The 26,943-nt window shown below is 40.0% G+C and carries 24 protein-coding genes, 1 tRNA gene and 1 pseudogene; 11 read left to right on the top strand and 15 right to left on the bottom strand.

Annotated elements, in window-relative coordinates; all coding sequences use genetic code 11:
* Positions 1-116, top strand: a pseudogene (locus FTU17_RS03365) (transposase); the annotation flags it as partial.
* 300 nt (positions 117-416) lie between these two features.
* Here the strand turns inward: FTU17_RS03365 and dapC are convergent.
* From dapC to FTU17_RS03340, 5 genes are all read right to left on the bottom strand, one after another.
* Positions 417-1,586 (bottom strand): succinyldiaminopimelate transaminase, encoded by a 1,170-nt coding sequence (gene dapC / locus FTU17_RS03360; protein ID WP_180134679.1) that lies wholly within the window; start codon positions 1,584-1,586, stop codon positions 417-419.
* A gap of 24 nt (positions 1,587-1,610) precedes the next feature.
* A complete protein-coding gene (gene glnD, locus FTU17_RS03355; RefSeq protein ID WP_180134678.1) occupies positions 1,611-4,277 on the bottom strand; it encodes a [protein-PII] uridylyltransferase in 2,667 nt (888 codons plus the stop codon).
* Positions 4,278-4,306: 29 nt separating this feature from the next.
* Positions 4,307-5,521 (bottom strand): formate-dependent phosphoribosylglycinamide formyltransferase, encoded by a 1,215-nt coding sequence (gene purT / locus FTU17_RS03350; protein ID WP_180134677.1) that lies wholly within the window; start codon positions 5,519-5,521, stop codon positions 4,307-4,309.
* An 889-nt stretch (positions 5,522-6,410) separates the two neighbouring features.
* Positions 6,411-6,758 carry an L-valine transporter subunit YgaH gene (gene ygaH, locus FTU17_RS03345; protein ID WP_078189050.1) on the bottom strand — a complete coding sequence of 116 codons (348 nt, stop codon included), beginning with the start codon at positions 6,756-6,758 and terminating at the stop codon, positions 6,411-6,413.
* A complete protein-coding gene (locus tag FTU17_RS03340; RefSeq protein WP_078194362.1) occupies positions 6,755-7,507 on the bottom strand; it encodes an AzlC family ABC transporter permease in 753 nt (250 codons plus the stop codon). Before FTU17_RS03340 ends, ygaH begins: the two co-directional genes overlap by 4 nt.
* Before the next feature lie 103 nt (positions 7,508-7,610).
* On the opposite strand from FTU17_RS03340, the gene FTU17_RS03335 reads away from it, so the two are divergent.
* Both FTU17_RS03335 and FTU17_RS03330 read left to right on the top strand, forming a co-directional pair.
* On the top strand, positions 7,611-8,090 hold the full coding sequence (locus FTU17_RS03335) for a hypothetical protein (protein ID WP_111885993.1): 480 nt from the start codon (positions 7,611-7,613) through the stop codon (positions 8,088-8,090).
* Positions 8,091-8,523: 433 nt separating this feature from the next.
* Positions 8,524-8,682 carry a hypothetical protein gene (locus tag FTU17_RS03330; protein WP_180009458.1) on the top strand — a complete coding sequence of 53 codons (159 nt, stop codon included), beginning with the start codon at positions 8,524-8,526 and terminating at the stop codon, positions 8,680-8,682.
* 96 nt (positions 8,683-8,778) lie between these two features.
* Here FTU17_RS03330 and FTU17_RS03325 read toward each other — a convergent pair whose 3' ends face one another.
* Positions 8,779-9,486 (bottom strand): Crp/Fnr family transcriptional regulator, encoded by a 708-nt coding sequence (locus tag FTU17_RS03325; protein WP_180134676.1) that lies wholly within the window; start codon positions 9,484-9,486, stop codon positions 8,779-8,781.
* 100 nt (positions 9,487-9,586) lie between these two features.
* On the opposite strand from FTU17_RS03325, the gene FTU17_RS03320 reads away from it, so the two are divergent.
* On the top strand, positions 9,587-10,126 hold the full coding sequence (locus tag FTU17_RS03320; RefSeq protein ID WP_180022557.1) for a DUF962 domain-containing protein: 540 nt from the start codon (positions 9,587-9,589) through the stop codon (positions 10,124-10,126).
* Positions 10,127-10,188: 62 nt separating this feature from the next.
* Here the strand turns inward: FTU17_RS03320 and FTU17_RS03315 are convergent, their stop codons facing one another.
* Both FTU17_RS03315 and ychF read right to left on the bottom strand, forming a co-directional pair.
* A complete protein-coding gene (locus FTU17_RS03315) occupies positions 10,189-10,581 on the bottom strand; it encodes a hypothetical protein (protein WP_180134642.1) in 393 nt (130 codons plus the stop codon).
* 274 nt (positions 10,582-10,855) lie between these two features.
* Positions 10,856-11,947: a redox-regulated ATPase YchF gene (gene ychF / locus FTU17_RS03310; RefSeq protein ID WP_180134675.1), complete on the bottom strand. Its 1,092-nt coding sequence runs from the start codon at positions 11,945-11,947 to the stop codon at positions 10,856-10,858.
* A 269-nt stretch (positions 11,948-12,216) separates the two neighbouring features.
* Here ychF and FTU17_RS03305 point away from each other — a divergent pair, with 269 nt between their 5' ends.
* Entirely contained in the window at positions 12,217-12,981 is a 765-nt protein-coding gene (locus FTU17_RS03305; protein ID WP_111885997.1) for a glutathione S-transferase family protein, read from the top strand.
* A gap of 83 nt (positions 12,982-13,064) precedes the next feature.
* Here FTU17_RS03305 and FTU17_RS03300 read toward each other — a convergent pair whose 3' ends face one another.
* Entirely contained in the window at positions 13,065-14,393 is a 1,329-nt protein-coding gene (locus FTU17_RS03300; RefSeq protein WP_180134674.1) for a hypothetical protein, read from the bottom strand.
* 482 nt (positions 14,394-14,875) lie between these two features.
* Here FTU17_RS03300 and FTU17_RS03295 point away from each other — a divergent pair, with 482 nt between their 5' ends.
* Positions 14,876-15,346 (top strand): Lrp/AsnC family transcriptional regulator, encoded by a 471-nt coding sequence (locus FTU17_RS03295; RefSeq protein WP_067763303.1) that lies wholly within the window; start codon positions 14,876-14,878, stop codon positions 15,344-15,346.
* An 89-nt stretch (positions 15,347-15,435) separates the two neighbouring features.
* Here FTU17_RS03295 and FTU17_RS03290 read toward each other — a convergent pair whose 3' ends face one another.
* The 3 genes from FTU17_RS03290 to FTU17_RS03280 all read right to left on the bottom strand — a co-directional run bounded on the left by FTU17_RS03290 (position 15,436) and on the right by FTU17_RS03280 (position 17,901).
* Positions 15,436-16,188: a YebC/PmpR family DNA-binding transcriptional regulator gene (locus FTU17_RS03290; RefSeq protein ID WP_078194353.1), complete on the bottom strand. Its 753-nt coding sequence runs from the start codon at positions 16,186-16,188 to the stop codon at positions 15,436-15,438.
* A gap of 302 nt (positions 16,189-16,490) precedes the next feature.
* On the bottom strand, positions 16,491-17,060 hold the full coding sequence (locus FTU17_RS03285; RefSeq protein WP_078189041.1) for a 1-acyl-sn-glycerol-3-phosphate acyltransferase: 570 nt from the start codon (positions 17,058-17,060) through the stop codon (positions 16,491-16,493).
* A 764-nt stretch (positions 17,061-17,824) separates the two neighbouring features.
* A tRNA-Ile gene (locus tag FTU17_RS03280) sits at positions 17,825-17,901 on the bottom strand.
* Between the two features lie 368 nt (positions 17,902-18,269).
* Between FTU17_RS03280 and FTU17_RS03275 the strand changes: the two genes are divergently transcribed.
* Complete coding sequence (locus FTU17_RS03275) at positions 18,270-20,474, top strand: OsmC domain/YcaO domain-containing protein (RefSeq protein WP_180134673.1); 2,205 nt, start codon at positions 18,270-18,272, stop codon at positions 20,472-20,474.
* A gap of 536 nt (positions 20,475-21,010) precedes the next feature.
* Positions 21,011-21,235, top strand: a complete 225-nt coding sequence (locus FTU17_RS03270) for a hypothetical protein (RefSeq protein WP_078192886.1) — start codon at positions 21,011-21,013, stop codon at positions 21,233-21,235.
* Positions 21,236-21,362: 127 nt separating this feature from the next.
* Here the strand turns inward: FTU17_RS03270 and bioB are convergent, their stop codons facing one another.
* Entirely contained in the window at positions 21,363-22,355 is a 993-nt protein-coding gene (bioB, locus tag FTU17_RS03265) for a biotin synthase BioB (protein ID WP_180116586.1), read from the bottom strand.
* Between the two features lie 277 nt (positions 22,356-22,632).
* Entirely contained in the window at positions 22,633-23,727 is a 1,095-nt protein-coding gene (gene queG / locus FTU17_RS03260; RefSeq protein ID WP_180134672.1) for a tRNA epoxyqueuosine(34) reductase QueG, read from the bottom strand.
* A gap of 20 nt (positions 23,728-23,747) precedes the next feature.
* On the opposite strand from queG, the gene FTU17_RS03255 reads away from it, so the two are divergent.
* Complete coding sequence (locus FTU17_RS03255) at positions 23,748-25,235, top strand: NAD(P)H-hydrate dehydratase (RefSeq protein ID WP_180134671.1); 1,488 nt, start codon at positions 23,748-23,750, stop codon at positions 25,233-25,235.
* Positions 25,236-25,511 carry an acylphosphatase gene (locus tag FTU17_RS03250; RefSeq protein ID WP_180012138.1) on the top strand — a complete coding sequence of 92 codons (276 nt, stop codon included), beginning with the start codon at positions 25,236-25,238 and terminating at the stop codon, positions 25,509-25,511.
* 71 nt (positions 25,512-25,582) lie between these two features.
* Here the strand turns inward: FTU17_RS03250 and ruvC are convergent, their stop codons facing one another.
* Entirely contained in the window at positions 25,583-26,128 is a 546-nt protein-coding gene (ruvC, locus tag FTU17_RS03245; RefSeq protein WP_078189034.1) for a crossover junction endodeoxyribonuclease RuvC, read from the bottom strand.
* Positions 26,129-26,259: 131 nt separating this feature from the next.
* On the opposite strand from ruvC, the gene FTU17_RS03240 reads away from it, so the two are divergent.
* Positions 26,260-26,832 carry an FxsA family protein gene (locus FTU17_RS03240; RefSeq protein ID WP_078192890.1) on the top strand — a complete coding sequence of 191 codons (573 nt, stop codon included), beginning with the start codon at positions 26,260-26,262 and terminating at the stop codon, positions 26,830-26,832.
* Positions 26,833-26,943 lie beyond the last annotated feature (111 nt).

The following is a 26,943-nucleotide window of genomic DNA, read 5'->3' as shown; positions in this document are numbered from 1 at the left end:
GGAAGCAGATGAAATATTATTGGCGAGATTTTCAAGTCATGACAGCTGATAAAATAGAGCAATGGGTGGAGAAAGTATCAAACCAATTCGGAAAAGAATACATGTTTACTTTTTAATGACAACTTACTTTGCAACTAGCTAAAACCTTTCAGATGTCTGCTTATCTATTCGCTTTACAACAATCCGTTATGATCATACTTATTTTTCATACAGCGTTTAACAGTGAGCGAACCTCGAACATTTAAATTGAGTGCTACATTTGATTTCTAATGGTTTCTCAATAATTGATTCTTATTGAATGTTTCTAAATAGTTATTACTAAATGATTTTCTTTGAATGATGTTTAAGAAATAACTCAAATAAAAATGCCCCAAATCTGGGGCATTTTTTGTTCTAAGTAAAACGCTTTAAATCAATTAAAGTACTGCTTTTAAGCGACGAATCACTTCTTCACATTGGGCAATATCGGCAACAAGGGCTAAACGCACATGATTTTCGCCCGGATTACCTTGTGCTGTATCACGTGATAAATAACGGCCTGGAAGCACTTTAACGTGTGCTTTTTCCATCAGCATTTTGGCAAAAGTTTCATCATTATCCACTTTTAACCAGTAGTAGAACCCTGCATCAGGTTTTTGTAATGGCAGTAAGTGACCCAATTCGCGTTGGAATAATTCGAATTTTGCACGGTACTGTACGCGGTTTTCTTCGACGTGTGCTTCGTCATCCCAAGCTGCAATTGAAGCCAACTGGTGTTGAACAGGCATCGCAGCGCCATGATAAGTACGGTATTGTAAATAAGGTTTTAAAAGCGCAGCATCACCTGCCACAAAGCCAGAGCGCATACCCGGTAGGTTAGAACGTTTAGACAGTGAGTGGAATACCACGCAGTTTTTATAGTCATCACGGCCCATTTCAGCACAGACTTCAAGCAGACCAATAGGTGCTTCATCAAACCAAAGCTCTGAGTAGCATTCATCCGACGCAATCACAAAATTATATTGGTCAGACAGAGCAATCAGTTTTTTAAACTGTTCTTTAGAAAGTACCGCACCTGTAGGATTACCCGGTGTGCAGACAAACAATAAAGCGGTTTTTTCCCAAACTTCAGCTGGCACAGCGTCAAAGTCGCCAAGGTAGTTATTTTCTTCTGTACAGTTGATGAAGTAAGGTTCTGCACCCGCAAGTAAAGTTGCACCTTCATAGATTTGGTAGAACGGATTTGGCATCACCACATAAGGGGCATCTTCACGTTTAACCAAAGCTTGTACAAACGAGAAGATCGCTTCACGCGTACCTGACACAGGTAGGACGTTGGTGTCTGCATTGATGCTATTGAGTTTAAAGCGACGAGTTAACCAATTTGCAATACTTGTGCGGAGCTCAGGTAAACCCTTGCTGTTTGGGTAAGTGGATAAGTGCTGAAAATTATCAATAATAGCCTGTTTCACAAACTCCGGTGCAGGATGCTTTGGTTCACCAATCGATAGGGGAATCAAAGGCAAATCTGCGGGTTTCACATCCTGAAATAGCTTATTTAGCTTTTCAAATGGATAAGGGTGCAATAATGACAAACTGGAGTTCATGGAATGGATACCGATCAATTTAAGTTAATGATGACTACAAACCTGATTCGAAGCTTCATCGAGTGCTGACTTTAATTGTGCAGCAAACGTTTCTGCTTCTGAATCGCTCATAGGTGAGCCATCTTTTTTAGTGACATAGAAAATATCTTCAGCACGTTCACCGAGCGTCGCAATTTTCGCAGAGTGAATATCTAGGCCTTGCATCATAAATAAACCACCGACTTTAGCAAGTAAGCCCGGATGGTCAAGTGTCGCAATTTCAACCATATTTTGTTGAAGCGCTTCATTAAAAGAAATACTCACGGTATTTTCAATATCAAAATGACGCAGTTGACGTGGAATGCGACGTTGCATCAGGCCTGGGTACTTGTCTGATTGGCTCAAGGCTTTTTTAAGCGCTTCAATAACGGTTTGCTCACGCTCTGGATCTGTTAATAAGGTGCCAAAACGGTCAAGTACAACATAGGTGTCCAAACTAAATGCAGTGGATGCAGTGATAATACGGGCATCTTGAACATCTAGATTCATTCTGTCCAAAATAGCCACTGTGGTCGCAAACAAGTTAGGCTGATCTTGGGTGTAAATAAAGATCTGTACCGCATCTTGTGCAAATTTGCGATGTGCTCGCATCAGTACCAATGGTTCTGCATTATTGCCATGCTTTAATATGGCGCGCGTATGCCATGCGATTTCATCGGCAGATTCTTTTAGGAAATATTCATCACCGAGTTCTTGCCAAACAGTTTCTACATCGTAGAGCGAAAAATCGTTGACTAACAGTTCGCTGGCCGCAAATTTAGTGTCTTCGATCAGCATTGGATAGTCTACAGGACGACCCAAACCTGAACGAATCACATCACGCGCTTGTGTATACAGTTGACGCATGAGTGATGCACGCCATGTATTCCAAAGTGTCGGATTGGTTGCGTTGATATCAGCAACTGTTAAGGTGTAGAGATAGTCGAGATGTTCCATATCACCCATTTTCTCAGCAAATTCTTTCACCACATCTGGATCGGAAATGTCTTTTTTCTGAGAAGTAACGGACATCAATAGATGGTTTTGAATCAACCATGCGACAAGGTTACATTCACGTTCAGTAAACCCATGGGTACGGCAGAAATCAATTGCATCCGCAGCACCAAGTTCACTATGGTCACCACCACGACCTTTGGCGATATCATGGAAAATTGCCGCTAAATATACGATGTCACGGCGCGCCAGTCGTTGGAATACAGAGCTAACGACAGGGAAGTCCTTGGCAAATTCAGGTTCTTTAAAACGGTTTAAATTACGCAGTAATAATAGGGTATGGGCATCGACAGTATAAATATGGAACAAGTCGTATTGCATGAGTCCCATGATTTGCCCAAAGGCAGGAATATAGTTGCCGAGCACACCATACCGTTTCATCGCCACCATGGTGTCATATAAACGGTAGGGTGAGCGAATGATCGCCATAAATAAGGCTTGATGTGCAGGATTGTCACGGAAGTTTTGATCAATACGTTTTGCCGCAAGAGACAATAGACGTAAAGTTCGGGCACGAATCCCTTCAATTTCTGGACGATTCGCCAAGAGGTAGAAAATTTCTAAAATAGCACTTGGATTTTCAGAAAAAATTTTATGATGCTGCACCGCCAATTTGCCATCGACTAATTTGAAATTGGTATTGATCTCTTCAATTTTACGTTCATAGTCAGGCAAGCGCGGTGTGATGACCGATTCATTGAAATAAGCCAAGAGCATTTCATTTAACGTCGTCACTTGCTGAGCGCTACGGTAGTAACGTTTCATGAACTGTTCGATTGGATAATTCGGTGATTTGCCTTCTTCACGCTGATAGCCAAATTTAGCGGCAATGTCACGTTGATAATCAAACAGTAAGCGGTTTTCGTCGCGCTTGGTTAAGCGATGTAAATGATGGCGAATTTCCCAAAGAAAGCTTTCTGTTTCTTCAAGAACACCCAGTTCAAACTCTGAAATAAAACCTAAATGTACTAGGTCATAGATGCGATTGACACGGAAATGACGCTTAGCAATCCAACCGATTTGGTTGATATCACGGATACCACCGGGAGCATTTTTAATATCGGGTTCTAAGTTGCTTTCAGTATTGTTATGTTGAGCATAGCGTTTGGCTTGCTCTTGCATTTTTGCATCATAGAAGGTTTTATCCGTCCATGTCTGTGACACGATACGGCGTGGCCATTTGGCTAGGTGTTCATTGCCCACAATCAAACGTGCTTCGATCAGCGCTGTTGCCACGGTTAAATCATTGGTAGCTTGAGCAACACAATCATTAATGGTACGCACACTGATGCCCGGCTTGAAATTACCAACATCCCAAAGTGTTGAAATAAAGCTCGAGATGAGTTTTTCTTGTTCTGGGCTGATTTCATCTTCAGACAAAATCATGATATCGACGTCGGAGTAAGGCAGCATTTCACGGCGACCATAGCCGCCGACGGCAAACAAACCGAGATCGGTTTGGTCGAGTTCAGCATGTGTCCATAAGAACTTTAAAGCTTCATCGATCAGGTTTGATCGAGCCAAAATCACATCACGAATCGACTGTCCATTTTCAAAACATTCCTGTAGCTGATTTTCAACATCTGAGCGCCACTGGTTAATCGCCTGAATGTCGTGGTTACTTTTAATGTAATTCAGCAGAGGAAGCGTATTGATCATGAACAGTGGTCCGTTAAGGTGTTACAAACTTAGTTTTGTTGAACACTGACTTGTTGTGCAGCATGTTGAGCAAGTTCACGCGCGTGATCTGTGGTTTCAGCACGTGCTGTTGCTACGCCCATACGGCGACGTTTAAAGCCTTCTGGTTTACCAAAGAGGCGTAAATCGGTGTCTGGATTAGCCAAAGCAAGATTTAAGCCAGTAAATGATAAATTGGTATCATCCACGCCTGCATAGATGACTGCGCTCGCAGCAGTACTGTGTCGAGCAGTATTCACAGGCAGACCAAGAATGGCACGTGCATGCAGTTCGAATTCGCTTTGGAATTGCGATGCAAGAGTGACAAGGCCTGTATCGTGTGGACGAGGTGATACCTCACTAAACCATACTTTATCGCCTTTGACAAACAGTTCCACCCCAAAAATGCCACATCCACCTAATGCAATGGTTACTTTATTGGCAATACGCTTGGCTTCCTCTAAAGCAAGAGCAGTCATGATTTGTGGCTGCCAACTTTCTACATAGTCACCAGCGTCTTGGCGGTGGCCAATCGGGTCACAAAATGATGTTTCAATTTCACCTGTTTCTGCATTTTTAGCACGAACAGTCAGCAGGGTGATTTCAAAGTCAAAGTCAATTTGTGATTCTACGATCACTGTACCTTGATTTACACGTCCACCTGTTTGTGCATATTCCCAAGCAGCATCGACTTCATCAAAGCTTTTTACACGTGACTGTCCTTTACCCGAAGACGACATGACAGGCTTAACAAAATTTGGATAGCCAATGTCATCGCATGCAGCACGGAACGCTTCAAGGGTATTGGCAAATCGGTAGGCTGAAGTTGGGAGTCCAAGCTCTTCGGCAGCTAGACGGCGAATCCCTTCACGGTTCATCGTCAGGTTTACAGCTTTTGCTGATGGAATTACTGTTGCGATATTTTGTTCTTCAATCTCGACCAAAACTTCAGTCGCAATGGCTTCAATTTCAGGGACAATCAAATGAGGCTTAACTTGAGAAATTAAGGCTTTAAGTGCCTCAGGATCTGCCATATTTAAAGTATGAGAAAAATGTGCAACTTGCATGGCAGGAGCATGGTCATAACGATCGGCAGCATGAACTTCTACACCCAAACGTTGCAATGAAATCACAACTTCTTTACCGAGTTCACCAGAACCTAACAGTAAGACTTTATACGCTGAAGACTGAAGTGGAGTACCAATAGTGACGCTCATGTAAATCATCCATGCTTGATTTTATGGGAATTTAAGCATAGCAGAACTTGTTCGAGAGATAAGAGAGTGTTCACATAAATAAATGATATTGTCCAACAATTTTTTTTATATCTTTATGGGGGAGCGTTCGTGTAATTATTTATCTGTTAAAATCTTTAAAAAGTGGTAATTAGTTGTTTTTTATTTAAATTCACTTTAAATATACCTGCATTTTTTACAGATGCAGGGAATGGCTCAATATCCAAATTTGCACATTGAAGCGCACAAAGCTGCACAGATGTTTGGCGGAAGTTGGGCCAGTACAGCAATCCGAGCAGTGGTACGGCGCATATGCATAAAATCAATATTAAGCCAATTAAAATGGCAGTGAAATAGAGTGCGTCTGCAGCTACCGATAGAAGGTGAAATGATGAACTGAGGCTGAAAATGCACAATAGAAAAACCAATAAGAAGCCGATCAGCTGCAGAAAATTGCTAAACAAGCGGGGTATCGATATGTGTGAAAACATCAGGCGACGTGGATGTAAGTGCAGAATCTGCTGTGTGCAGTTATATAAACCCACAATCATTTTTTGTTGATTTTTCTCTATATAGATGGCGCGGATCTGATCTGTAGATTGGCAATGTACAGCGCAGAAATTAGCACTGAATAGCTGGCTTTGAATGAAGCATTCAAATATACGCTTTCGATGGGCTTTTGCAGTCCCCAACTCAATTCAGATGGTTGTCTAGAATGAATATAAATTTTGCCTTGAATACAATGGTACTTTGCCATCTATGGGGTTTCGCTAGATTTTTATGTTATGCGTTGACTATCTCATAAATATTGCTAATTAAAAGGCACAGGCTGAAGAAGCTTGTGCTTGAGGTTTTTATTTGGATTGTCGCTGACTCAGCTTTAGAGATGAAAAGGTATATAGGTATAGACTAAGCCGTAAGTCAGTGCCGCAGTCAGTGTAGCAGGGACAATTTTTTTAAACTTGAAATACAAGCCTGCAAGCACAGCAAATCCAACTAACATGGCAAAGCTTTTATTTGGAGTTTCAAGCAGCGGCGGTAAGGTTGCAACCACCAACATTGAACTAATTGCGGCAATACCAATCGAGCCCAAAGCGATTTTTAGCCATAAAGAACCACGCTGCTGTGAACCTTGCTGAAATTTCTGAATTACAAAGAATGGCCCAAACCGTGATGCAAAATTCGCAATCCCGACCAAGATCCCGACCAGGATAATTTCTAGATTCATGATGCTTCACCCATATGTTCAGGATCAGGTTTTTTTAAGACATAATGTTTGAATAAACCGGCAAAAATACCAGAAGAAATACCGATAAAAATCGCAGCAGACAAGTCGATAAAGTAGCAGGCAATCGCAGAAACAATAATTGTAACCGTGACCACAAATGTATGTTTTTTCTCAAATGCGGCAAGTAAAAAGCTTAAAAACAATGCAGGCAGCAGGAAGTCGAGTGCGGCTTGTAAAAATTGTGGAAGGTTGCTGACTTGATCGGCAAATAAACCGCCTAAAAATGAGCCTGTTGCCCATGACAGCCAACTAAATAAGCTGAGTCCTAACATCCAAGATTCTGACCATTCTTGACGACGTTGCGACAGTTTAATCATACCTGATGCAAAAACTTCGTCGGTTAAACCCCAAGCCCAAACTGCCGTTTTCTTTAAATTGAGTCGGTCTTGAATCAGGTTTTGTAAAGCAGGACCGTAGAGCAAATGGCGTATATCGAGAGCAATCACAGTGAGTGCAGTCATCCAAATGGATGTTCCACTTCCCAGTAAAGCAACGACGAGAAACTGACTGGCACCTGCATACATAGAGCAAGATAAAAATAAGGCTTCCCACGCAGTGAAACCAAATTGAGTCGCAGAAACCCCAAATGCAAAAGAAACAGGAAGATAGGTAAAGATAATGGCTTGACTATCTTTAGCACCTTGCCAAAAACCCGCAGGCTGAACTGTAGGAAGTTTGTGCTCAGACACGACACACCTTTGAAAGAGTTGAACAACAGGTCAAATGATGATTGAGTATTGTACGCGAATTCACTAGCATATTGCCGAATATGTTTGCTGAAATGAGCCGGATATGCAGAGGTTAAAGATGCGTGGGATACTGATTGTTTCATTATTGAGCAGCACGGTGTTGTTGCAGGCCTGTGGTAATGATGGAGCTGAACAAGCTCAAGTCGAAATTAAAGCAGCACCCAAATTAACCAATGATGCAACGGAGTATGCTGCCAAAGCTTGGGCGTTTATCAATGAAGCCGATCCGATTGTTTATGCAAAGCAAGTCGATCAGATGGAAGAGAAAGTCCGTGTTCCAGCACGTAAATTGAGTACCGAATGGCGTATCAATGTCAAAATGACCGATTCTGTGACTGAAGGTAAATATGCACTGTGTCGTAAGGCTTTGACAAGTCTGGAAATTTGGGCACGTGAAAGTATTGATCAGAGTTCGACTGTTGCACAAAAGCAAGCAGATTATGAGCGTGATAAAAATCAATGCAAAGGTGCGATTGAAAACCCTGAACTCGGAAATACCGATCCGAAAAAAGTAGGCGTTTAACTCGATCAAAGCAGTGAATTTTCACTGCTTTTTTTTGGAAAATATCAAAAAACAAGAATAAATCTATAATAGAGGATTGGAAAATTCTCCTAAAAACATTGCTATTTCATATAAAAAATAAATCAGACTGCTGTCTTTGTGTTGAGCTTAGTTTCAAATTTACATGTTTATTTTTTGAATTTAAATAGATAAAGCATTGATAATGAATTGTAAAAATATCTTTTGAGAAAAATTTATTGTTAAAAACTCCCCATTATAGAACGCTAGTCGTCTGACTTTCTCTTTAATTAATATCTTTAAAATATTAATAATATAAAGTATGAATAATGTAATAAAAAATTAAAATTATCATTATTTGATAAATTGTGTAAAAATAACTGCGTATAAGATGAAGTATGTAAATTAAATTAAAGACGTTGAAAAGGTGATTAAGATGAAAAAAACATTAATGATGTTATCGGTTTTGGCTGTTTTGACTACAGCGCTCAATGCACAAGCAGCGACTGAAGACAAATCAGAAGCATCAACTCAAGAAGTTGCAGCATGTACAAATGGTTTTGACAGTGTAAATGTTTGCAAATTATTGTCTTGATCAAAACTCAATAAAGCGAAGTGCTACAAATAAAAGCAAAATAACTATAAAGAATCATTCTGGTGCAATTAAATGCACTTATTTAAATCACAAATGTCAGACATCATGCACAGGAAGTGCATGAGCAATCTGATGTAACTCCGCTAGATCTAAAATTTCAATTTGTTTAAACGCAACACGAAGCACCTGCATTTTTTCCAACTGCTGAAGCTCCTGATTGACTGATTGTCTTGAGCAATTCATCAGTTGCGCAAGTTGTTCCTGTGAGATGTGTATGGTGTGTTGCTCAATTTCCAAATGATTTCCATATCCATTTAAAATAAACAGCAGACGCTGTGCGAGACGTTGACTTAAACTTTGCGTTTGTAAGGCAATGAGTTCCATAAAGGCATAGCGAAGTTTTTGACTGGTGAGCTGGGCAATATGAAACCAAAACTCAGGGTGTTGTTGTAATAATTGCTGAATTGCTTGAGCCGGTAAGTGTAATAAGGTGGATTTTTTGATACAGATGGCATCGTGAGAGCGTGGTAATTGGTCAACCAAGGATATTTCGCCAAACCACATAATTGGCTCAGCAATGGCGGCAATCGCTTCTTTGCCATGAATATCAATATAGCCTAAGCGAACTGCGCCATCTAAGACTGCATACATACCATTAAAACGCTGTCCTGATAAAAAAACACGTGCGTATTTTTCGAAAGTTAAAGTCAGGGCATGGCGGCAGATAAAGTCTTGGAAGGAAAGATTTAAGCCTGAATACCACACATTTTTATTGAGTTGATGCACATATTGAGCGTCCAGCACAGCATATCCTTATTTTATGGTCCAACTTGTCTATTAGATGACAACTTTATTGATGCATTTTTTATATAGTGAAATGAGTGAATGAACAAGGAGTAAGTTAATGAGCAAACTTGAAAGACTGTTAAGCCAATATGCAGCATATCATTTAGATCGAAAAAATGTGCTGACGCATTTTGTGGGTATTCCGCTTATTGTATTTTCGATTATGTGTCTAACCGCACGAGCAGGGCTAATGATTTCAGGTTTTGAACTGACCCTTGCATTGTTGTTGATTATTGCCAGTGTAATCTATTACCTGAGTTTAGATAAAATTTTCGGTTTGATTATGCTTTTGGTGTTTGCGGTTACGTATCCCTTAGCCTTGATGATCGCAAAGATGAGCCTCATGTCATGGTTGATCTGGAGTGTGGGGATCTTTGTGGTGGGTTGGATCATCCAATTTATCGGTCATTATTATGAAAAGAAAAAGCCTGCGTTTATGGATGATGTCATTGGCTTGGCAATAGGGCCTTTATTTGTCCTAGCTGAGTTTGTATTTCTACTAGGCTTTCGTAAAGAGCTTGAACAACGCATGCTGACAGAAGCAAGAAGACAGCGTGCAGAGATGGATGCAAAAGCATTACATATTGCTCACCCATAAATGATTTGAATAAAAAAGCCGGATAATTCCGGCTTTTTTGCGATGTGTTAATTCTCAACTGTTTAGGATTTCACAGCAACTTTATGTTGTTCCGCTGCCACCTTTTGTGCAGCGATTTTTGCTTTTGCGTCAGTATTTGCAGCTTTGGCAGCATGGGCTGAAGTTTTAGCTTCTGATTTTGCTTGTGTTGCAAGATGCTGTGCTTGAGCTGCATCATGTTTTGCTAATTTTTGATTATGTTTCACTTTACTCTGAGCCAATTGGCTGGCTTGTTTTGCATCGTGTCGAGCGACTTTTGCATCATGCTTTGCAACTTGTGCTGCATGTGTAGCAGTATGTTCCTGATGTTTTGCATCTTTAGCAATGGAAACACAAGTACCACTTTTATGGTTTGCACCTGTGCCACCTGTAAGTGTAGTGCCTTGTGGACATGCAAACGCAGTTGCACTAAGCATTGTAAAGATACCTGCTGTTAGAATTGTGCTGATTTTTTTCATTGCTATTGTTCTATGAAAATAGGCATTAGCGCCTATGAGTAAATTTATAGCAGAACGGTAGAGATTTAAGTCGTTGCACTGTGGTGACTCAGCAACCAAATCATGTATTCGTGTCGATATAATTTTGTTTTTAAGCAGGTTTTAAGTTTTTAAATATGCTTATTTTTTTGGCTTGAGCTTTTGCCTGAAATTAAAAAAGCCAGCAAATAGCTGGCTTCTTATGAGTACTGTCTTATACGTTAAAACGGAAGTGTAAAACATCGCCATCTTGAACGATGTATGTTTTACCTTCTAAACGCCATTTACCTGCTTCTTTAGCGCCAGCTTCACCGTTGTATTGAACGAAGTCGTTGTAGGCAACACATTCAGCACGAATGAAGCCTTTTTCGAAGTCAGTATGAATCACACCAGCAGCTTGAGGTGCAGTTGCACCAATTTTTACTGTCCAAGCACGAACTTCTTGTACACCAGCTGTGAAGTAAGTTTGAAGGCCGAGTAAGCCATAACCTGCACGAATAACCACGTTTAGACCAGGTTCTTCCATGCTTAAAGCTTCAAGGAATTCCGCACGGTCTTCGTCTTCAAGTAATGAAATTTCTGCTTCGATTTGGTTGCAAAGTGGAACCACAATTGCATTTTCTTCAGCAGCTAATTTTTGCACTGCTTCTAAGTGAGGGTTATTTTCGAAACCATCTTCTGCAACGTTGGCAATATACATGGTTGGTTTAAGGGTTAAGAAGCCATAACCACGCACCAATTTACGTTCATCTTCATCAAGGTCAGCTGCACGCGCAGGTTTACCTTCATCCAGTAAAGGTAAGATTTTGTCTAAAACAGCTTTGGTCGCAATCGCTTCTTTATCGCCACCTTTTGCAGATTTTGCTAGACGTGTAATTGCTTTAGAAACAGCTTCTAAGTCAGCAAGTGCAAGTTCAGTGTTGATTGTTGCGATATCGTCAAGTGGATCAATTTTGCCATTTACGTGAATGACATTCTCGTCTTCAAAACAACGTACAACATGTGCAATAGCATCCGTTTCACGAATGTTAGCTAAGAATTGGTTACCAAGCCCTTCACCTTTAGATGCACCAGCAACAAGACCTGCGATATCCACAAATTCCATCGTGGTTGGGACAACACGTTGTGGGTTTACAATTTCAGCAAGTTTATCCATACGTGGGTCAGGTACAGGTACGATCCCAGTATTTGGCTCAATTGTACAGAATGGGAAGTTTTCAGCAGCAATCGCAGCTTTGGTTAATGCGTTGAAAAGCGTTGATTTACCAACGTTCGGCAGGCCGACAATACCACAGTTAAAACCCATGAAATAACTCACAAAGTATTATAAAAAAATTGTGGATGATTTTACATGAAAGCCATAATAAAGTCAGGTGATATGGGCAGGAGAATGTATATCTTATTGAATCGCGCTGAGATCGAGATGAATTCACGTCTGAATAAAGCTTAAGTTGCACTACGGATGCAGAATAGGTGCAAAAATGACATTGTGTTTCAATAACACAGTGACTAAAGTATCCCTATAAAATTACTGGGTTTTATAAACCACAGTTACAACAAAAACTTGGAGCATTTATGCGAACTCTCTACCAGTTTCCACTCTCACATTTTTGTGAAAAGGCGCGCTGGTTACTCGATCACAAAGAGTTGGATTATGTGGCTCATAATTTAATGCCGGGTGTGCATCGTGCATTTGCACAGCTTAAAACAGGGCAAAACAAATTACCGATTTTACGTGATCAAGATCATTGGGTTGCAGATTCAACTCAAATCGCCTTTTACTTGGATGCGACCTACCCCGAACATAGTCTGATCCGTCCAGATGTCAAACTGCGTGAAGACGCTTTAGAAATTAATGAACTCTCCATTGAGTTAGGCCAACATGTGCGCCGTTGGGGGTTGGCACATGTATTAAATGAAAGTGAAGAATCACTTGATATTTTAATTGGTGAAAAAGGCTATTTACGTCAGTTTGAGAAATATTCAAAGCCCATTATAAAGGCACTGGTTTCTAAAGGTTATCAATTAGATACGGATAAGGTTGCGGCATCTCGTGAACGATTGGATGAAATTGTGATTGATTTAAATCAACGTCTGATTGAACAAGGTGGGCGTTATTTTGTAGGCGACCGATTAGGTTTGGCTGATATAGCGGTGTGTTCAATGTTGGCGCCGATATTAGAGATTGTCGGAACGCCGTGGGAAAAAGAGCATGGTGAAACTTTGTCAGAAGAGTTTAAAGCTTACAAAGCCTATTTGAGCGATTTGCCTTTAGGTCAATATGTACAACGTATATACCAAACAGAACGGAATGCACGGGTAGATTGGCGTGGTGTATAAGCCCTTTAAATGAAAACTTTGCGTCATGCTACTTTAAAAAAGCGCGCCTAATGGCGCGCTTTTTTTTATAAGACTTTCAATCCTTAAATATAGCTTTGTTGTTGAATATCCATAATATTCAACACTGGACTGATACTATCAGCTTGTAAAGTATTCAGCGGCATAACCGGGTAAAAGATATTTCCTATAGCATCTTTAATACTTGGGATGATGGTGGAGATATCAAAATCACCTTGAGCAGAACCTAAATTTTCCAATAGGTCATTAATATTTGGTATTTGCCCCGTGAGGTTTTCAGTCAATTGGTTGAACTGATCCGAGATAGAACCCAGATCAATTTTTTCAGGAGCAAGATTGCCAAGTAAATCGCCAAGATTTGGAATGGTCAGTTGATCGAGGAACTGAGTCGCTTCACCATTGCTGTCCATCAGTGCAATGACTGGTTTCAATGAATCAATCACTTGATTTAAATCAGTTGAAAGCGTCAGTAAGGATGGATTGTTGACCACATCCAAAATGGTGCTCACGCTATTTAATACATCATAAATCGCTTTGACGGTTTGAGCCTGATCCGTATCGATGACATCGCTTTTTGCCAGTAAATCTAGAAGCGGATTAAGTCCTTTGATTACCCCTGAAATGGTCTCAGGGATATTGCCTTGGTTGGCTGATGAAATGGCGGTCACTAGATTGGTCACACTTCCAATCACTGTTGGTAAAGCATGACTCAATTGTTCCATATCAATAGATGAGTTGTCTTTATTGATTGAAGCTAATAAAGGTAGGAGGGCACTCGTTGCACCTTGTGCAATTTGCCCAAAGTCAATGTTTCCAGAAGACGAGCTCCCAATCATCTGAATAATGGGTTGCGCATATTCTAAAACTTGGCTGAGTGTATTGATAATTTGCGTTGAATCCGTTGACCCAGTTGCGCTTCCAAGCATAGCAAGCAATGGTTTGATGGCATTTAGAGCGCTGCTGATATTGTCAGGAAGATTACCTTGATTATTGGTGCTACTCAGTAAACTTTGCAAGCTGTTGACAATGGTAGGTAAGGATTGAACCAACTGATTCATCTCTGTTGAGCCAGCGTTGCCACCTAAATTTTGTAGGAGCGGTTGCAGTGTTGTCATCAAAGTCTTGAGTGCATCCGAATTTGAACCGTTATTGGATGTAAGACTTTGAATCGTGCTAATCACTTGCGGAAGCGATTTAGTCAGTGGGCTAAAATCAAAAGATTTTGTGCCACCTAAATTACCCAATAATCCTGTCAGCGTATCCGTGATATTGGTTGTAGGTTTAAGCGGGCTAAGTAGGTTACTGACCGTGCTGCTAATTGTACTCAGCTGTAGGGAAGGACTTAGTACAGAACTTAATTTTGAGCTGAGTGAACTCAGTGATTTAATTGCCATGTTTATTCTTCCGTTTTTATTTTTTTGTATATTTATGAACCGCCGCTATTTTTTAATGTAATTACCAAACCAAGTAAATAAGTGAAAAAAAAGAAATGTGACATAGAGCGCACATTGAAAAATAAAGTAAAAATAAAAAATTGAAAAATATAAATAAAATATCTTTCCCTTTTATCTGAAATTGATTTATTCAGATCAATGGAATGCATTTTGAAGCTTTATTGGTAGGTTGTCTAAAGACGTTATTTAGAATATAAAAACTAAACTTTGATGAAAAAACATTCATTTAAACACGATATATATGCAAATTATTATGTTCATAATGCATATGAGCTTTATTATTTTTAATAAATCATGCTATACATGAGAAAACTTGCACATAAATGCTGATTTTAAAACTTAAAATAACATTGAAAATGACAACAGGTGTTTGATGAATCTGGATCATCAGCACTGTTTTCAAAAATGGCTGGAGTAGACTGATGGAACTAGACCGTTTTGATAAACAAATTTTAGAAATTTTGACCCATGAAGATGTCAATTTAAATGAACTGTCAGAGCGGGTGAATTTATCGGTCAGTTCAGTTCATCGTCGGATCAAACAATTGATTGATCACAATATTATCAGTGGTCTGAAACGTGAAATTAATTATCAAAAATTGGGCTTTAGTTTGCATGTGCTGCTACAGGTGTCCTTAAGCAAACATGATACAGATACTTTTGCTAAATTTTTAGAAGAACTTGAAAGTATTCCGGAAGTCATCAATGCATTTTTAGTGACAGGGCAGTCTGCCGATTTTATTGTGGAAGTCGTTGCACGAGATATGGAAAACTATAGTGAAATTTTACTCAAACGCATTGGTAAAATTGAACATGTGGTCGCATTACATTCGAGCTTTGTAATTAAACAATATAATGTTTTTAACTGTAATGGCTTATTAAATAAGGTTTAAATGCAGCCCTCATATATAAACTCAAACAGTTGAAAGCTAGGCAATAAAAAACGCACCGAAGGGTGCGTTTTATACTTCACTCGATTGAATTATAGAGCTTCTAATTCAGCCATCACTTCATCTGTAAATTCAACGTTGGTATACACGTTTTGAACGTCGTCTAGATCTTCAAACATATCAATCATTTTGATGATTTTTTTCGCTTGTTCGATATCTGAAATTAACGCTTTAGTTGAAGGGTTCATGACCACTTCGGCGTTATCAGATTTTAAACCTGCTGCTGCAAGTGCATCCTGAACCTCACCGAAAGTTTCAGGTGTGGTGATAACTAGAATTTCATCTTCATCTACTTCAATATCTTCAGCACCAGCTTCTAAAGCGATGTCCATGATTTGATCTTCTAAAGAAACATCTTCAAAAGTAATCTCACCACGTTTGGTAAACATATAAGCTACTGAACCAGCAGTACCTAAATTACCATCAGTTTTCGAGAAGCAATGACGAACGTCAGGAACAGTGCGGTTCAAGTTATCCGTCATTGTTTCAATGATGACTGCAACACCACCAACGCCATATCCTTCGTAGGTTACTTCTTTTAGATCGGTATTTTCTTCACCGCCCACACCACGTTGGATCGCACGATTAATGGTGTCACGTGTCATGTTTGCAACTAATGCTTTTTCAACAACAGCACGTAAACGTGGGTTAGACGCTACATCACCGCCGCCTAAACGTGCAGCTGTCACGATTTCACGGATAAATTTTGTGAATACTTTAGCGCGGCTCGCATCTTGTTTTGCTTTACGATGCTTAGTATTAGCCCACTTGGAATGACCCGCCATGCGAAATATGCTCCTTGTAGATTGGCCTTATGCCTATCAAATTGAGCAAATTCTACCATAATGGCTTTTTTGTGTGAAAGTACTGGATTTCAGGAATTGAGTAGTTGAAAAAAAAATATCCAAATTTGAGAAAATAATGCGAAATGTCTAAACGCTCGTACTGTAATTTTTCTTATGATGAGAATTGGGCTGAAAGGAGCGAGGTGATCTTGTTATAAAAGGAAGATATAAATGTACAATGCATGGAGCACGATACATTTATATCTTTAAGTACGTATATCTTAAAAAAACGTGAATGGCACTTAGTCTTTATTTTTAGGTTCTGGGATCACGATGTCTAAACCTACTTTATCTTTATAGAGCTGCTTAATTAAAGCTAAATCGTGATCGAGGTCAGTCGGGTAAATCTTACCGAAAATACCGCCTTGTTTGGTTTTTGAGTTGGCATACATTAATACAATCGGCACACCTGCTGCTTTAGCGATATACCAAAAGCCTGTACGAATCGGTTTTCGTGCTTCACCACGTTCTGCACGGGTCGCTTCTGGAGCAATGACTAAATTAAATTTTTCATTGGCTTCAAAATGCTCAACCATTTGAGTCACGATGTCTTTATTGGCTTTACGGTCTACAGGAATACCGCCAATCGCTTCAAGTACAGGTTTAAATGGACCTTTAAAGAGTTCTTTTTTAATCAGCGTGTGAATTTTAATGTCGTAAATTTGGCAAAGGGCCAGTGAAAGAACAGCATCCATCATTGAGGTGTGTTCAAAGCCGACGATCACTTGTTTATTTTCTAAAACATCAGGTTCTACGTGGTATTTCCAGCCTGCCAATTTAAATGCAGATTCGCCAATAAACTTTTTCAACATAGTCGGTGATACGGTGATTTTAAAAAGGTGTAATTTCTGCTTGTTTGGATCATGAGTCAAGAGGATTTAAGTGAGCTTTGATCTGAATTGTGCAGATATTTCAAATCGGAATAAGAAGGGATGATTGAAGACTGATACTTTTTAGCAATAAATCGGTTAAATTTTATATAGCAAAGCTATCATCATAGATAAAAATACTCTTAAAAATTTGCTAAATATGGCTAGGCACCGTCAGAAATTCTTATTAGACTTTTGTCGTAGGTTGAAAATTTTAACCTGTTGGTCTTAACTCGTTTTCTAACGGAGAACTCAAGCATGATTTATTTAACTGCTGTGTTATTCGCTGTTGCTATGTTTGCTTTGATTGTTATTTGGTCAATTGTTGAGTTTTATTTGGACTTAAGAAAGCCTGAACAGATTGAGTCTTAATTTTTGTGCTTTTAAAGTGTGAAATATATAGTATTTCTAAAAGTCATGAATCAAAAAACATTTGATTATAATGAATAAAGTAATATCTTTTAAGTATAACAAATCGTGACTTTAGTTAAGGGTATCTAGAACTTAAGCTTTTAAATTTTTCTTGAATGTATTTCTTTATAACCTATTTCTCGTATTACCCAATTGTGGCTTACTCAAGCTGAATTGAAGTTTTGTACGTATCTATCTGTTATCTGTCACATCTTTTAAAAGTTTAGACAGACTTTATTTAGCTTTTAATATTAAAAAACCCCTCACGATTAATGCACGTAAGGGGTTGTTTTATATGGTGGGCCCACACAGACTTGAACTGTGGACCAACGGATTATGAGTCCGCTGCTCTAACCAACTGAGCTATAGGCCCTATATTCTGAATGTGTTATTTATCAACAAGTTCAGACGCAAAGCATACTAGCGAAGATTTTTTTAAAAGACAAGCCTTTTTCTTCACGGCTGCACACTAACACAACAAATTGGCTGTAGTTGCAGCAGTTGAGCTTGGATTCGACCAAAATGCACAAAGTGTCGAATCCTATCGTGATGTAAATCACGACAAAAGTTATCAAACAGTCAAAATAACCTTATAATAATGCCCATTCTTGTCAGTACCGTGCCCAACAGCGCTTAGATTGGTACTGGCCTCACATTTTTAAGTCAATGTCCTACAGTTACTCGGCTTATGTTTTCATTTTTATGTGTTGCACTGACACATAAGAATATTTAGGTGCCCACATGGAAATTAAGGTTAATTATCTCGATAACCTTCGACAAGAAGCCAAATTTGATGACTTCACGGTAATTGCCGACCAACCTATTCGCTATAAAGGCGATGGCTCTGCTCCCGGACCATTCGACTACTTTTTAGCGTCATCAGCATTATGTGCAGCGTATTTTGTAAAAGTATATTGTGCAGCGCGAGACATTCCGACAGACAATATTCGCTTATCACAAAACAATATTGTTGATCCTGAAAACCGCTATAAGCAAATTTTCAAAATCCAAGTTGAACTTCCTACGGATATTTCTGAAAAGGACCGTCAAGGCATTTTGCGTTCAATTGACCGCTGTACGGTTAAAAAAGTGATTCAGACTGGTCCTGAGTTTGTCATTGAAGAAGTAGAAAGCATTGATGCAGATGCACAAGCTTTACTTATGCCAAATTTAGCGTCAGAAAGTACCACGTTTATACCGGGTAAAGATCTGCCACTAGAAGAAACCATTGCCAATATGTCAGGTATTTTGGCTGGTTTAGGCATGAAGATTGAAATTGCATCATGGCGTAATATCGTACCGAATGTTTGGTCTCTACATATTCGTGATGCACAATCGCCCATGTGTTTTACCAATGGTAAAGGCTCAACCAAAGAAAGCGCATTAGCTTCGGCTTTGGGTGAATTTATTGAACGTCTCAATTGCAACTTCTTCTATAACGACCAGTTCTGGGGTGAAGAGATTGCCAATGCTGACTTTGTGCATTACCCAGATGAAAAATGGTTCCAACCCGGCCCAGAAGGCGAGTTACCTGTCGAAATTTTGGATGACTACACACGTGAAATTTATAACCCAGAAAATGAGTTATTAGGTACACATCTATATGACACCAATTCAGGAAATATAGCACGCGGTATTTGCTCTCTTCCATTTGTCCGTCAGTCCGACGGTGAAACAGTGTATTTCCCATCAAACTTGATTGAAAATTTATACTTGTCAAACGGGATGAGTGCAGGGAATACCTTGGCTGAGGCTCAAGTGCAATGTTTATCGGAAATCTTTGAGCGTGCGGTCAAACGTGAGATTTTAGAAGGTGAATTGGCTCTACCAGATGTACCAGAAGAGGTTTTAGCCAAATATCCAAGTATTGTTGCGGGTATTCAGGGCTTAGAAGAACAAGGTTTTCCTGTATTGGTAAAAGATGCTTCACTTGGTGGTCAGTACCCTGTGATGTGTGTAACCTTAATGAACCCACGTACTGGTGGGGTTTTTGCATCTTTTGGTGCGCACCCTAAACTCGAAGTGGCTTTAGAGCGTAGCTTAACCGAGCTTCTACAAGGCCGAAGCTTTGAAGGTCTAAACGATCTACCAAAACCAACGTTTAGCTCGAATGCAGTCACTGAGCCAAATAACTTTGTAGAACACTTTATTGATTCAAGTGGTTTGGTGTCTTGGAAATTCTTTAGCGCACAATCAGACTATGATTTTGTAGAGTGGGATTTCACTGCAGAAGGTGAAAATGCCAATGCAGAAGAAGCTGCAGCGATGTTTGCGATTCTAGAAGACATGGGCAAAGAAGTGTATATGGCGGTCTACCAGCATCTAGGTGCTACGGCATGTCGTATTTTGGTTCCGGGTTATTCTGAAGTGTATTTGGTTGAAGACTTGGTTTGGGATAACACCAACAAAGCTTTGGACTTCCGTGAAGATATTTTAAACATTCATCGCCTAGATGAAGACGAGTTAGTGTCACTGGTTGAGCGCTTAGAAGAGCTTGAGGTGGATGATTACACGGATATTGTGACGCTCATCGGGATTGAGTTTGATGACAATACCGTATGGGGCCAATTAACGGTTCTTGAGCTCAAACTACTGATCTATATTGCCTTACAAGAATTTGAAGAAGCAAAAGAGTTGGTCGAAACCTTCCTTCAGTACAACACTAATACAGTTGAACGTGGTTTGTTCTATCAATGCATGAATGTGGTTTTAGAAGTTGAATTGGACGATGACTTAGATCTCAATGACTATGAACATAATTTCCGTCGTATGTTTGGTGACGAACGTATGGATGCAGTGATTGGTTCAATGGATGGCAGTCTTCGCTTCTACGGTTTAACTGAAACCAATATGCAACTTGAAGGTTTAGATCGTCATTTACGTCTGATTGATAGCTATAAAAAATTGCATGCTGCACGTGCGAAGTTTGCCAGTCAGAACGTTTAAATCTGGGCTTGTGAATAACGTTACTCATGTGATCATCTATTTGAAAAAACTCTCCTAAGGGGGAGTTTTTTTGTGCGAAATTTGCTGAAAATTAATCTATATCTGTGATGTTGATATTAATAAAAATCCTTATAACTCAGGTGAATATAAGGAAGGCTTAAAAATAACCGATTATCCGAAATTGTGTCATTTTAAAGTAAAGATATTTGACTCATTGGAAAAATATGCTAATAAATTAGCTATGGCGTGTTTAGGCATGTTCATAATATTTCAGGACGAAATATTCAGAAGCACATTAATAAATAAACGGGAGTTTTAACAACATGCTTCAATTATTCAGAAAACTATTTTGCATGCATATTTACGAATACGAGCAAATGGAAGAAATCGGTTCGCACAAGGAATGTCGTAAGTGCGGTGTGACAAAGTAATGCAGAGTCTAAGCCGAAAAAAAAGTGAGCGAAAGCTCACTTTTTTAATGCCGGTCAATATTGAAATCATTAAAATAGAAATACATTCACAGTTTTTATGCAGATATGAGTAAAGATTTTCAAGCCGAGCGTTATACCGTCGATGCCAATATGGCAGATACCATTGCATGGTTATTACAACATCAGGATTGCTTTGAATCTTTTCATTATGATGCGATTCAGCAGCAATTGGTGGTTCAACATGCTAATGGTCAAGACATTATTCGTGAAGGGGATTATTTAAATGCAGGCTATGGAATTTTAATAACAGCACATAACTTTGCGAAGTAAACGATATATTTTCCCTACTCATGGTGATTTAGCCATTTCATTTGTTCGCACCATCTCTTGCATTGCACTTTGATACCTATCACTGATCATTCAATTGAACTAAGCCCCGAACTTCGGGGCTTAGATTTTAAGCCATTTGCATGGCATCAGTTGAAAGCTGTGCAGCATTTGGTTTGGGCTGTTCCGCGATTAAACCGAGTTTGCTAAATAAAAGCTGATCTTTGCCTTCGCCTGCATTTGGCGTGGTCAGCAGTTTTTCACCGGAAAAGAGTGAATTTGCACCTGCCATAAATGCCAAAGCTTGTTCTGAATCACTCAGGGATTCACGACCTGCAGAGAGTCGAATATAGCTTTTTGGCATAATGATCCGTGCGACTGCAATGGTGCGAATCCATTCGATCACATCAAGTTTCTCAACCTCTGCAAGTGGGGTACCTTGAATAGGGACAAGGAGATTAATCGGCACGGATTCAGGATGAATCGGCAGCGTTGCCAACTCCATCAAAAAGGCGATACGGTCATCACGGCTTTCACCTAAGCCCACAATTCCGCCGCTACAGATTTTCATTCCAGATTGGCGAACATAGTCTAGCGTCGTTAAACGGTCATCATAGCTACGTGTGCTAATGACATTGGGATAATACTCACGAGAAGTATCGAGGTTATGGTTGTAATAATCTAAGCCCGCCTCATGTAAGCGCTCTGCCTGAGATTGATTCAGCATGCCAAGGGTCATACAGGTTTCAAGTCCAAGCGCTTTGACTTCACGAACCATTTCTAGCACATAGGGCATGTCCCGTTCATGTGGATTGCGCCATGCAGCGCCCATACAAAAACGCGAAGAACCTGAAGCAAGCGCAGCTTTCGCTTCATTGATGACTTTTTCCACAGCCAGACGTTTTTCAGCTTCTAATCCAGAGTCATAATGTGCAGACTGAGAGCAATATTTACAGTCTTCAGGGCACTTACCGGTTTTAATCGAAAGTAAGGTGCTGACTTGAATATGATTGGCTTGGAAATATTCACGGTGAATGGTCTGTGCTTGGAATAATAAATCCATCAATGGTTGTTGATACAACTCTTGTATTTCTGGATGTGTCCAGTCATTTCGGTAGCTCATAAATAATCCATATTTTCTGCCTAATGCAGATCATCATACGTAAAATTTGCAGACTTCCAAGACTATTTTGTAACATTGAAATTTAGCTAAAGTGCATTGAAATGGCTTTTTTAAAGAACTTTTGATATTTAAGATGCTTACAAAGTTGTGTTAAATGACAGCACAATCGCAGCAATGTTTATTTTGAACTAAAAAATTAATTTTCTTTGATTGCGTTACTAAGTTTTAGCTTAAAAGAAAACTTTGTAAGGATCTGGAAAATATAGAATCAAATCCATTAAAGCATCTTTGAGTTTTGTTCTGCAATTGCCCAATCAATATGAACTTGCACAATCGCGTCATGTTTTTCGCGAGAATTTTTTAATGATTGCACAATATTTAAACTGTAGGGCGCGTTGCCTAAGCCAATGGCGATATTTCGCATAAAGCTTTGATAGCCTGTTCGTCGGATAGGACTTCCTTCAGTACAGCTTAAAAAGGTGGCTTCATCCCATTGCCAAAGATCTAATAAACTCACTTGATCGAGACCATGACGTGGATAAAAGTCCTCAATTTGAGTTTTATGCGCAAAACTATTCCATGGACAGATGAGCTGACAGTCATCACAGCCGAACACACGGTTGCCAATGCCACGACGTAATTCTTCAGGAATGATGCCTTTGTATTCGATGGTTAAGTAGGCAATGCATTTACGTGCATCTAACATATATGGTTCAACGATGGCCTGTGTTGGACAGATATCAATACAGGCGGTGCATGAACCACAATGTTTGGTTGCGGGTGAGTCAAAGGGTAAATCGAGTGATGTAAACAGCTCACCTATTACAAAAAATGAGCCTGATTTTTTATGGATCAGTAAGGTGTGTTTGCCTGTCCAGCCCATGCCTGCATTTTCAGCTAAGGATTTTTCAAACACTGGGGCAGAGTCGGCAAAGGGTCTAGATTCAAAATCTCCGATTTTTTCACGGATAATATTCGACAAAGTTTTTAAACGTCCGCGCATGACTTTATGGTAGTCACGACCTCGTGCATAGCGTGCAATGATGGCTGCATTTGGCTCATCAGGAACATAACGTGGTTTTGGGGTTTCGACCAAATAGTCCATGCGGACACAGATAATACTGCGTGTGCCGGGGACTAAAAGTGCAGGATTGGCACGTTTTTCAAGGTTTTCCTCTAGGAATTTCATATCGCCATGATAACCACGTTCTAAATATTCTTTAAAACGAGGGAGTTCCTCTTGAGCATCTGGCTTTGCGATGACACAATCAGAAAAACCTAAATTTAAGGCTTGCGCTTTAATCCATGCTTTTAGGGTTTCTGGATCATATTGATCGACAGGAATTTTTTGTGCAGGAGTTGAAGCGGCCATAATCATAACAAGGAAAAACAATGCGTCTGCAAGTTTACCATAGCCCTGTTTATCTTAGCCAAAGTATTCAAGCTTGGGAGCAGCGTTGGTTTGCTCAGCACAATAGCAGTTATGGTCTGATGCAGCAGGTCGCATGGTCGATTGCTCAGCAACTCATTCCAATGTTAAAGCAGCAAAATTTAAAAAATATTGCCGTATGTTGTGGGCAGGGTAACAACGCAGGCGACGGCTATCTTACAGCGCAATATCTACAGCAAGCTGGCTTCCAAGTCGATATTTACGCCGCTGAAATTGGAGCATCGAAAGATTTACATTCTGCGGTACAAGAAGCGATAGATCACAAGCTCAAGATCTATACACATTTTGATTTTCAGCATGACTATGACGTTTATATCGACGCATTATTTGGTATAGGGCTCAATCGTGAACTTTCTAGTGAATGGCAAGCCATTATTCAACGATTGAATGCTTGCATGGGACTCAAAGTTGCGATTGATATTCCAAGCGGATTACATGCCAATACAGGGCAGCCTTTACCCATCGCATTTCAAGCTGATTATACCTTTACGGCATTGGGTCTAAAAGCAGGGCTATTTACAGGTCAAGCGAAAGAATATGCAGGTGAAGTTTCGGTGATGGCGTGCATACCGACTGATGCAGAGCTTGAGCCACTTGCTTATTTGTCGCCGCAGAAAATCACTTTACCTGCGCGTCAAGCCTTTGGTCATAAAGGCAGTTATGGCCATGTTTTAGTTGTTGGTGGACATGCTGAAATGGGTGGGGCGGTGATTATGGCTGCTGAGGCTGCATTCCATGCAGGTGCAGGTAAGGTCACGGTTGTTTGTGATGCACGACATCACACCGCGATTTTGGCGCGCGCACCGAATATTATGCTACGCGATATCAATGCTTTAAATACAGAAACGATTCAGCAACTGATCGATCATGTTGATGCGATTAGCTTTGGCATGGGGCTTGGTCGTGACGATTGGGCACAACAGCAGTTTCAGTCTTGGTTTCCATTGATTCAGCAGTCAACCTTGGAAATTGTTTTGGATGCAGATGCCTTGTGGTTTCTAGCTGAAACACCTGAAAAATTAAATGCACGCACCTATGCAACGCCACATCCGGGTGAAGCTGCAAAATTATTGGGTCTATCTACTGCTGAAGTTGAAGCAGATCGTGTACAAGCAATTCAACATTTAAAAGAAAAATTTCAAGGTCAATGGGTGCTTAAAGGGGCAGGCAGCTTGATACTCGAAGATCAACTTTGGATTTGCACCGCAGGTAATGCAGGAATGGGAACAGGAGGTATGGGAGATGTGCTTGCAGGGATGATTGCAAGTTTAAAAGCACAATTCCATCAGCAAATTCATCTGCATGAAATCGTAAGCCTGCATGCGTTAGCAGGTGATGAGTTGGCGAAGTCGGGAATGCGTGGTTTGCAGGCACAGGATATGGTCCAAGCGGTTTATCATGTGGTTAATCATTCAGGAGTTGAAGACTAAATGCATGCAGTTAAATTGCGAATTCAAGGTAAAGTGCAGGGTGTTGGTTATCGTCGTTGGTTTGAACAGCAAGCGATTGCACTTGGTTTAAATGGCTATGTGAAAAATCTAGCGACTGGCGAAGTTGAAGCGCTGATTATTGGAACTGAAGACGCCATTCATAAAATACTTAAACACAGTCTGGTGGGGCCTTTACGAGCAGACGTGACTAAAATCGATCAGCAAGAAATTCCAATGCATGAATTAGATTATAGTAATTTTAAAATGATCCGCTAAGTTTGATCACTGGATTGAGTGGGCTTTTGAAAACAGTCTGAACTACTGAGCTATATGATTTGACGATTTATTTATCGACGTCGAGTGCTTACACGGCTTCGACCACGAGCCATACCGCCTAAGGCATTCAGTACTGCCATTTTACTCATACTCCCGGACGCATGCGCATGACAAATTGCGGCAGCCAAAGCATCGGCTGCATCCTGCTGTGGTTTGATGCTTAGGTTCAGAATGCGCATAACCATCATTTGGACTTGTTCTTTGTCTGCCGCACCATAGCCGACCACTGATTGTTTGATTTGACGTGCTGTATATTCAGCGACTTGTAAATCTAAATTGGTTAAAGCGGCAATGGCAGCACCGCGTGCTTGACCCAGTTTTAAGGCAGAGTCAGGGTTTTGAGCCATAAAGACTTGCTCAACCGCGGCTTCAGTAGGTCCGTGAAACTTTACGATACGATCAATACCAGCAAAGATACGTTTTAAGCGTTCAGGCATTTCTGTCGTTTCGGTACGAATGGTGCCAGCATCGACAAAACGTAGTTTAGAACCATCCTTTTCGATGATGCCGTAACCAGTTAAGCGCGACCCAGGGTCAATACCGATAATTAATGACATGTTTGCCTATTTGCCCTTTAAAAATAAAAATATGCCCATATTGTTACATAAGCGTGTCAAAAAAGCTTGATAGTGATTGAGCAGTTGAACGCAACACCTTAAATTAATTTACTTAGATTTGTTTAATTTTCATGAAATTATTTCTTCTGATTTTAGCAGGCTTGATCCTGGAAGTGTTTGTCTGGATCGGTGTGGGCGACCTCGTCGGCAGCATGTGGTATGTCTTTTTCTGGTTCGTGGCGGCCTTCTTTATAGGGATGAATATTATCCGTAAATATTCATCAGGTCTGATGCCTCAAATGCAGCAAATGCAAGCAGGTCAAATGAGTAATGATCCAGCTTTAACTGGAAATTTACCAAAAATTTTGGCTGGTTTCTTATTGCTGTTACCGGGTCTAATCTCAGATATTATGGCATTACTTATTTTGATTCCACCTGTACAAAATGCCATGAAAGCAGTCATGATGAAAACAATGATGAAGCGTCAGCAAGCCATGATGGAAAAAATGATGGGTGGCATGATGGGCGATATGGGAGGCATGGGCGGTGCTCAAGGTCAGAACCCATTTGCAGATATGATGCGTCAAATGCAAGATATGCAAAATCAGCAATCAGGTCGTGATTCATCCGTTATTGATGGTGAAGCTCGTGAAGTGACGCCAGATGCGAAACAAATTGAACTGAAAGATGTCAATAAAAAATAATTAACTCAGTATGAAAGGCCGAATGTGTATTCGGCTTTTTTTTGCGTAAATTTTGATACGGCCTAAAAATAAACCTTGTGTTGCCAACAAAAAAATTGAACAGGCGATATA

This window comes from Acinetobacter sp. YH12070 (assembly GCF_013419625.1).
In the GTDB taxonomy this organism is placed as follows: Bacteria; Pseudomonadota; Gammaproteobacteria; order Pseudomonadales; family Moraxellaceae; genus Acinetobacter; species Acinetobacter amyesii.
The sequence above is the reverse complement of the archived record's forward strand: the minus strand, read 5'-3'. Positions and strand labels throughout refer to the sequence as shown.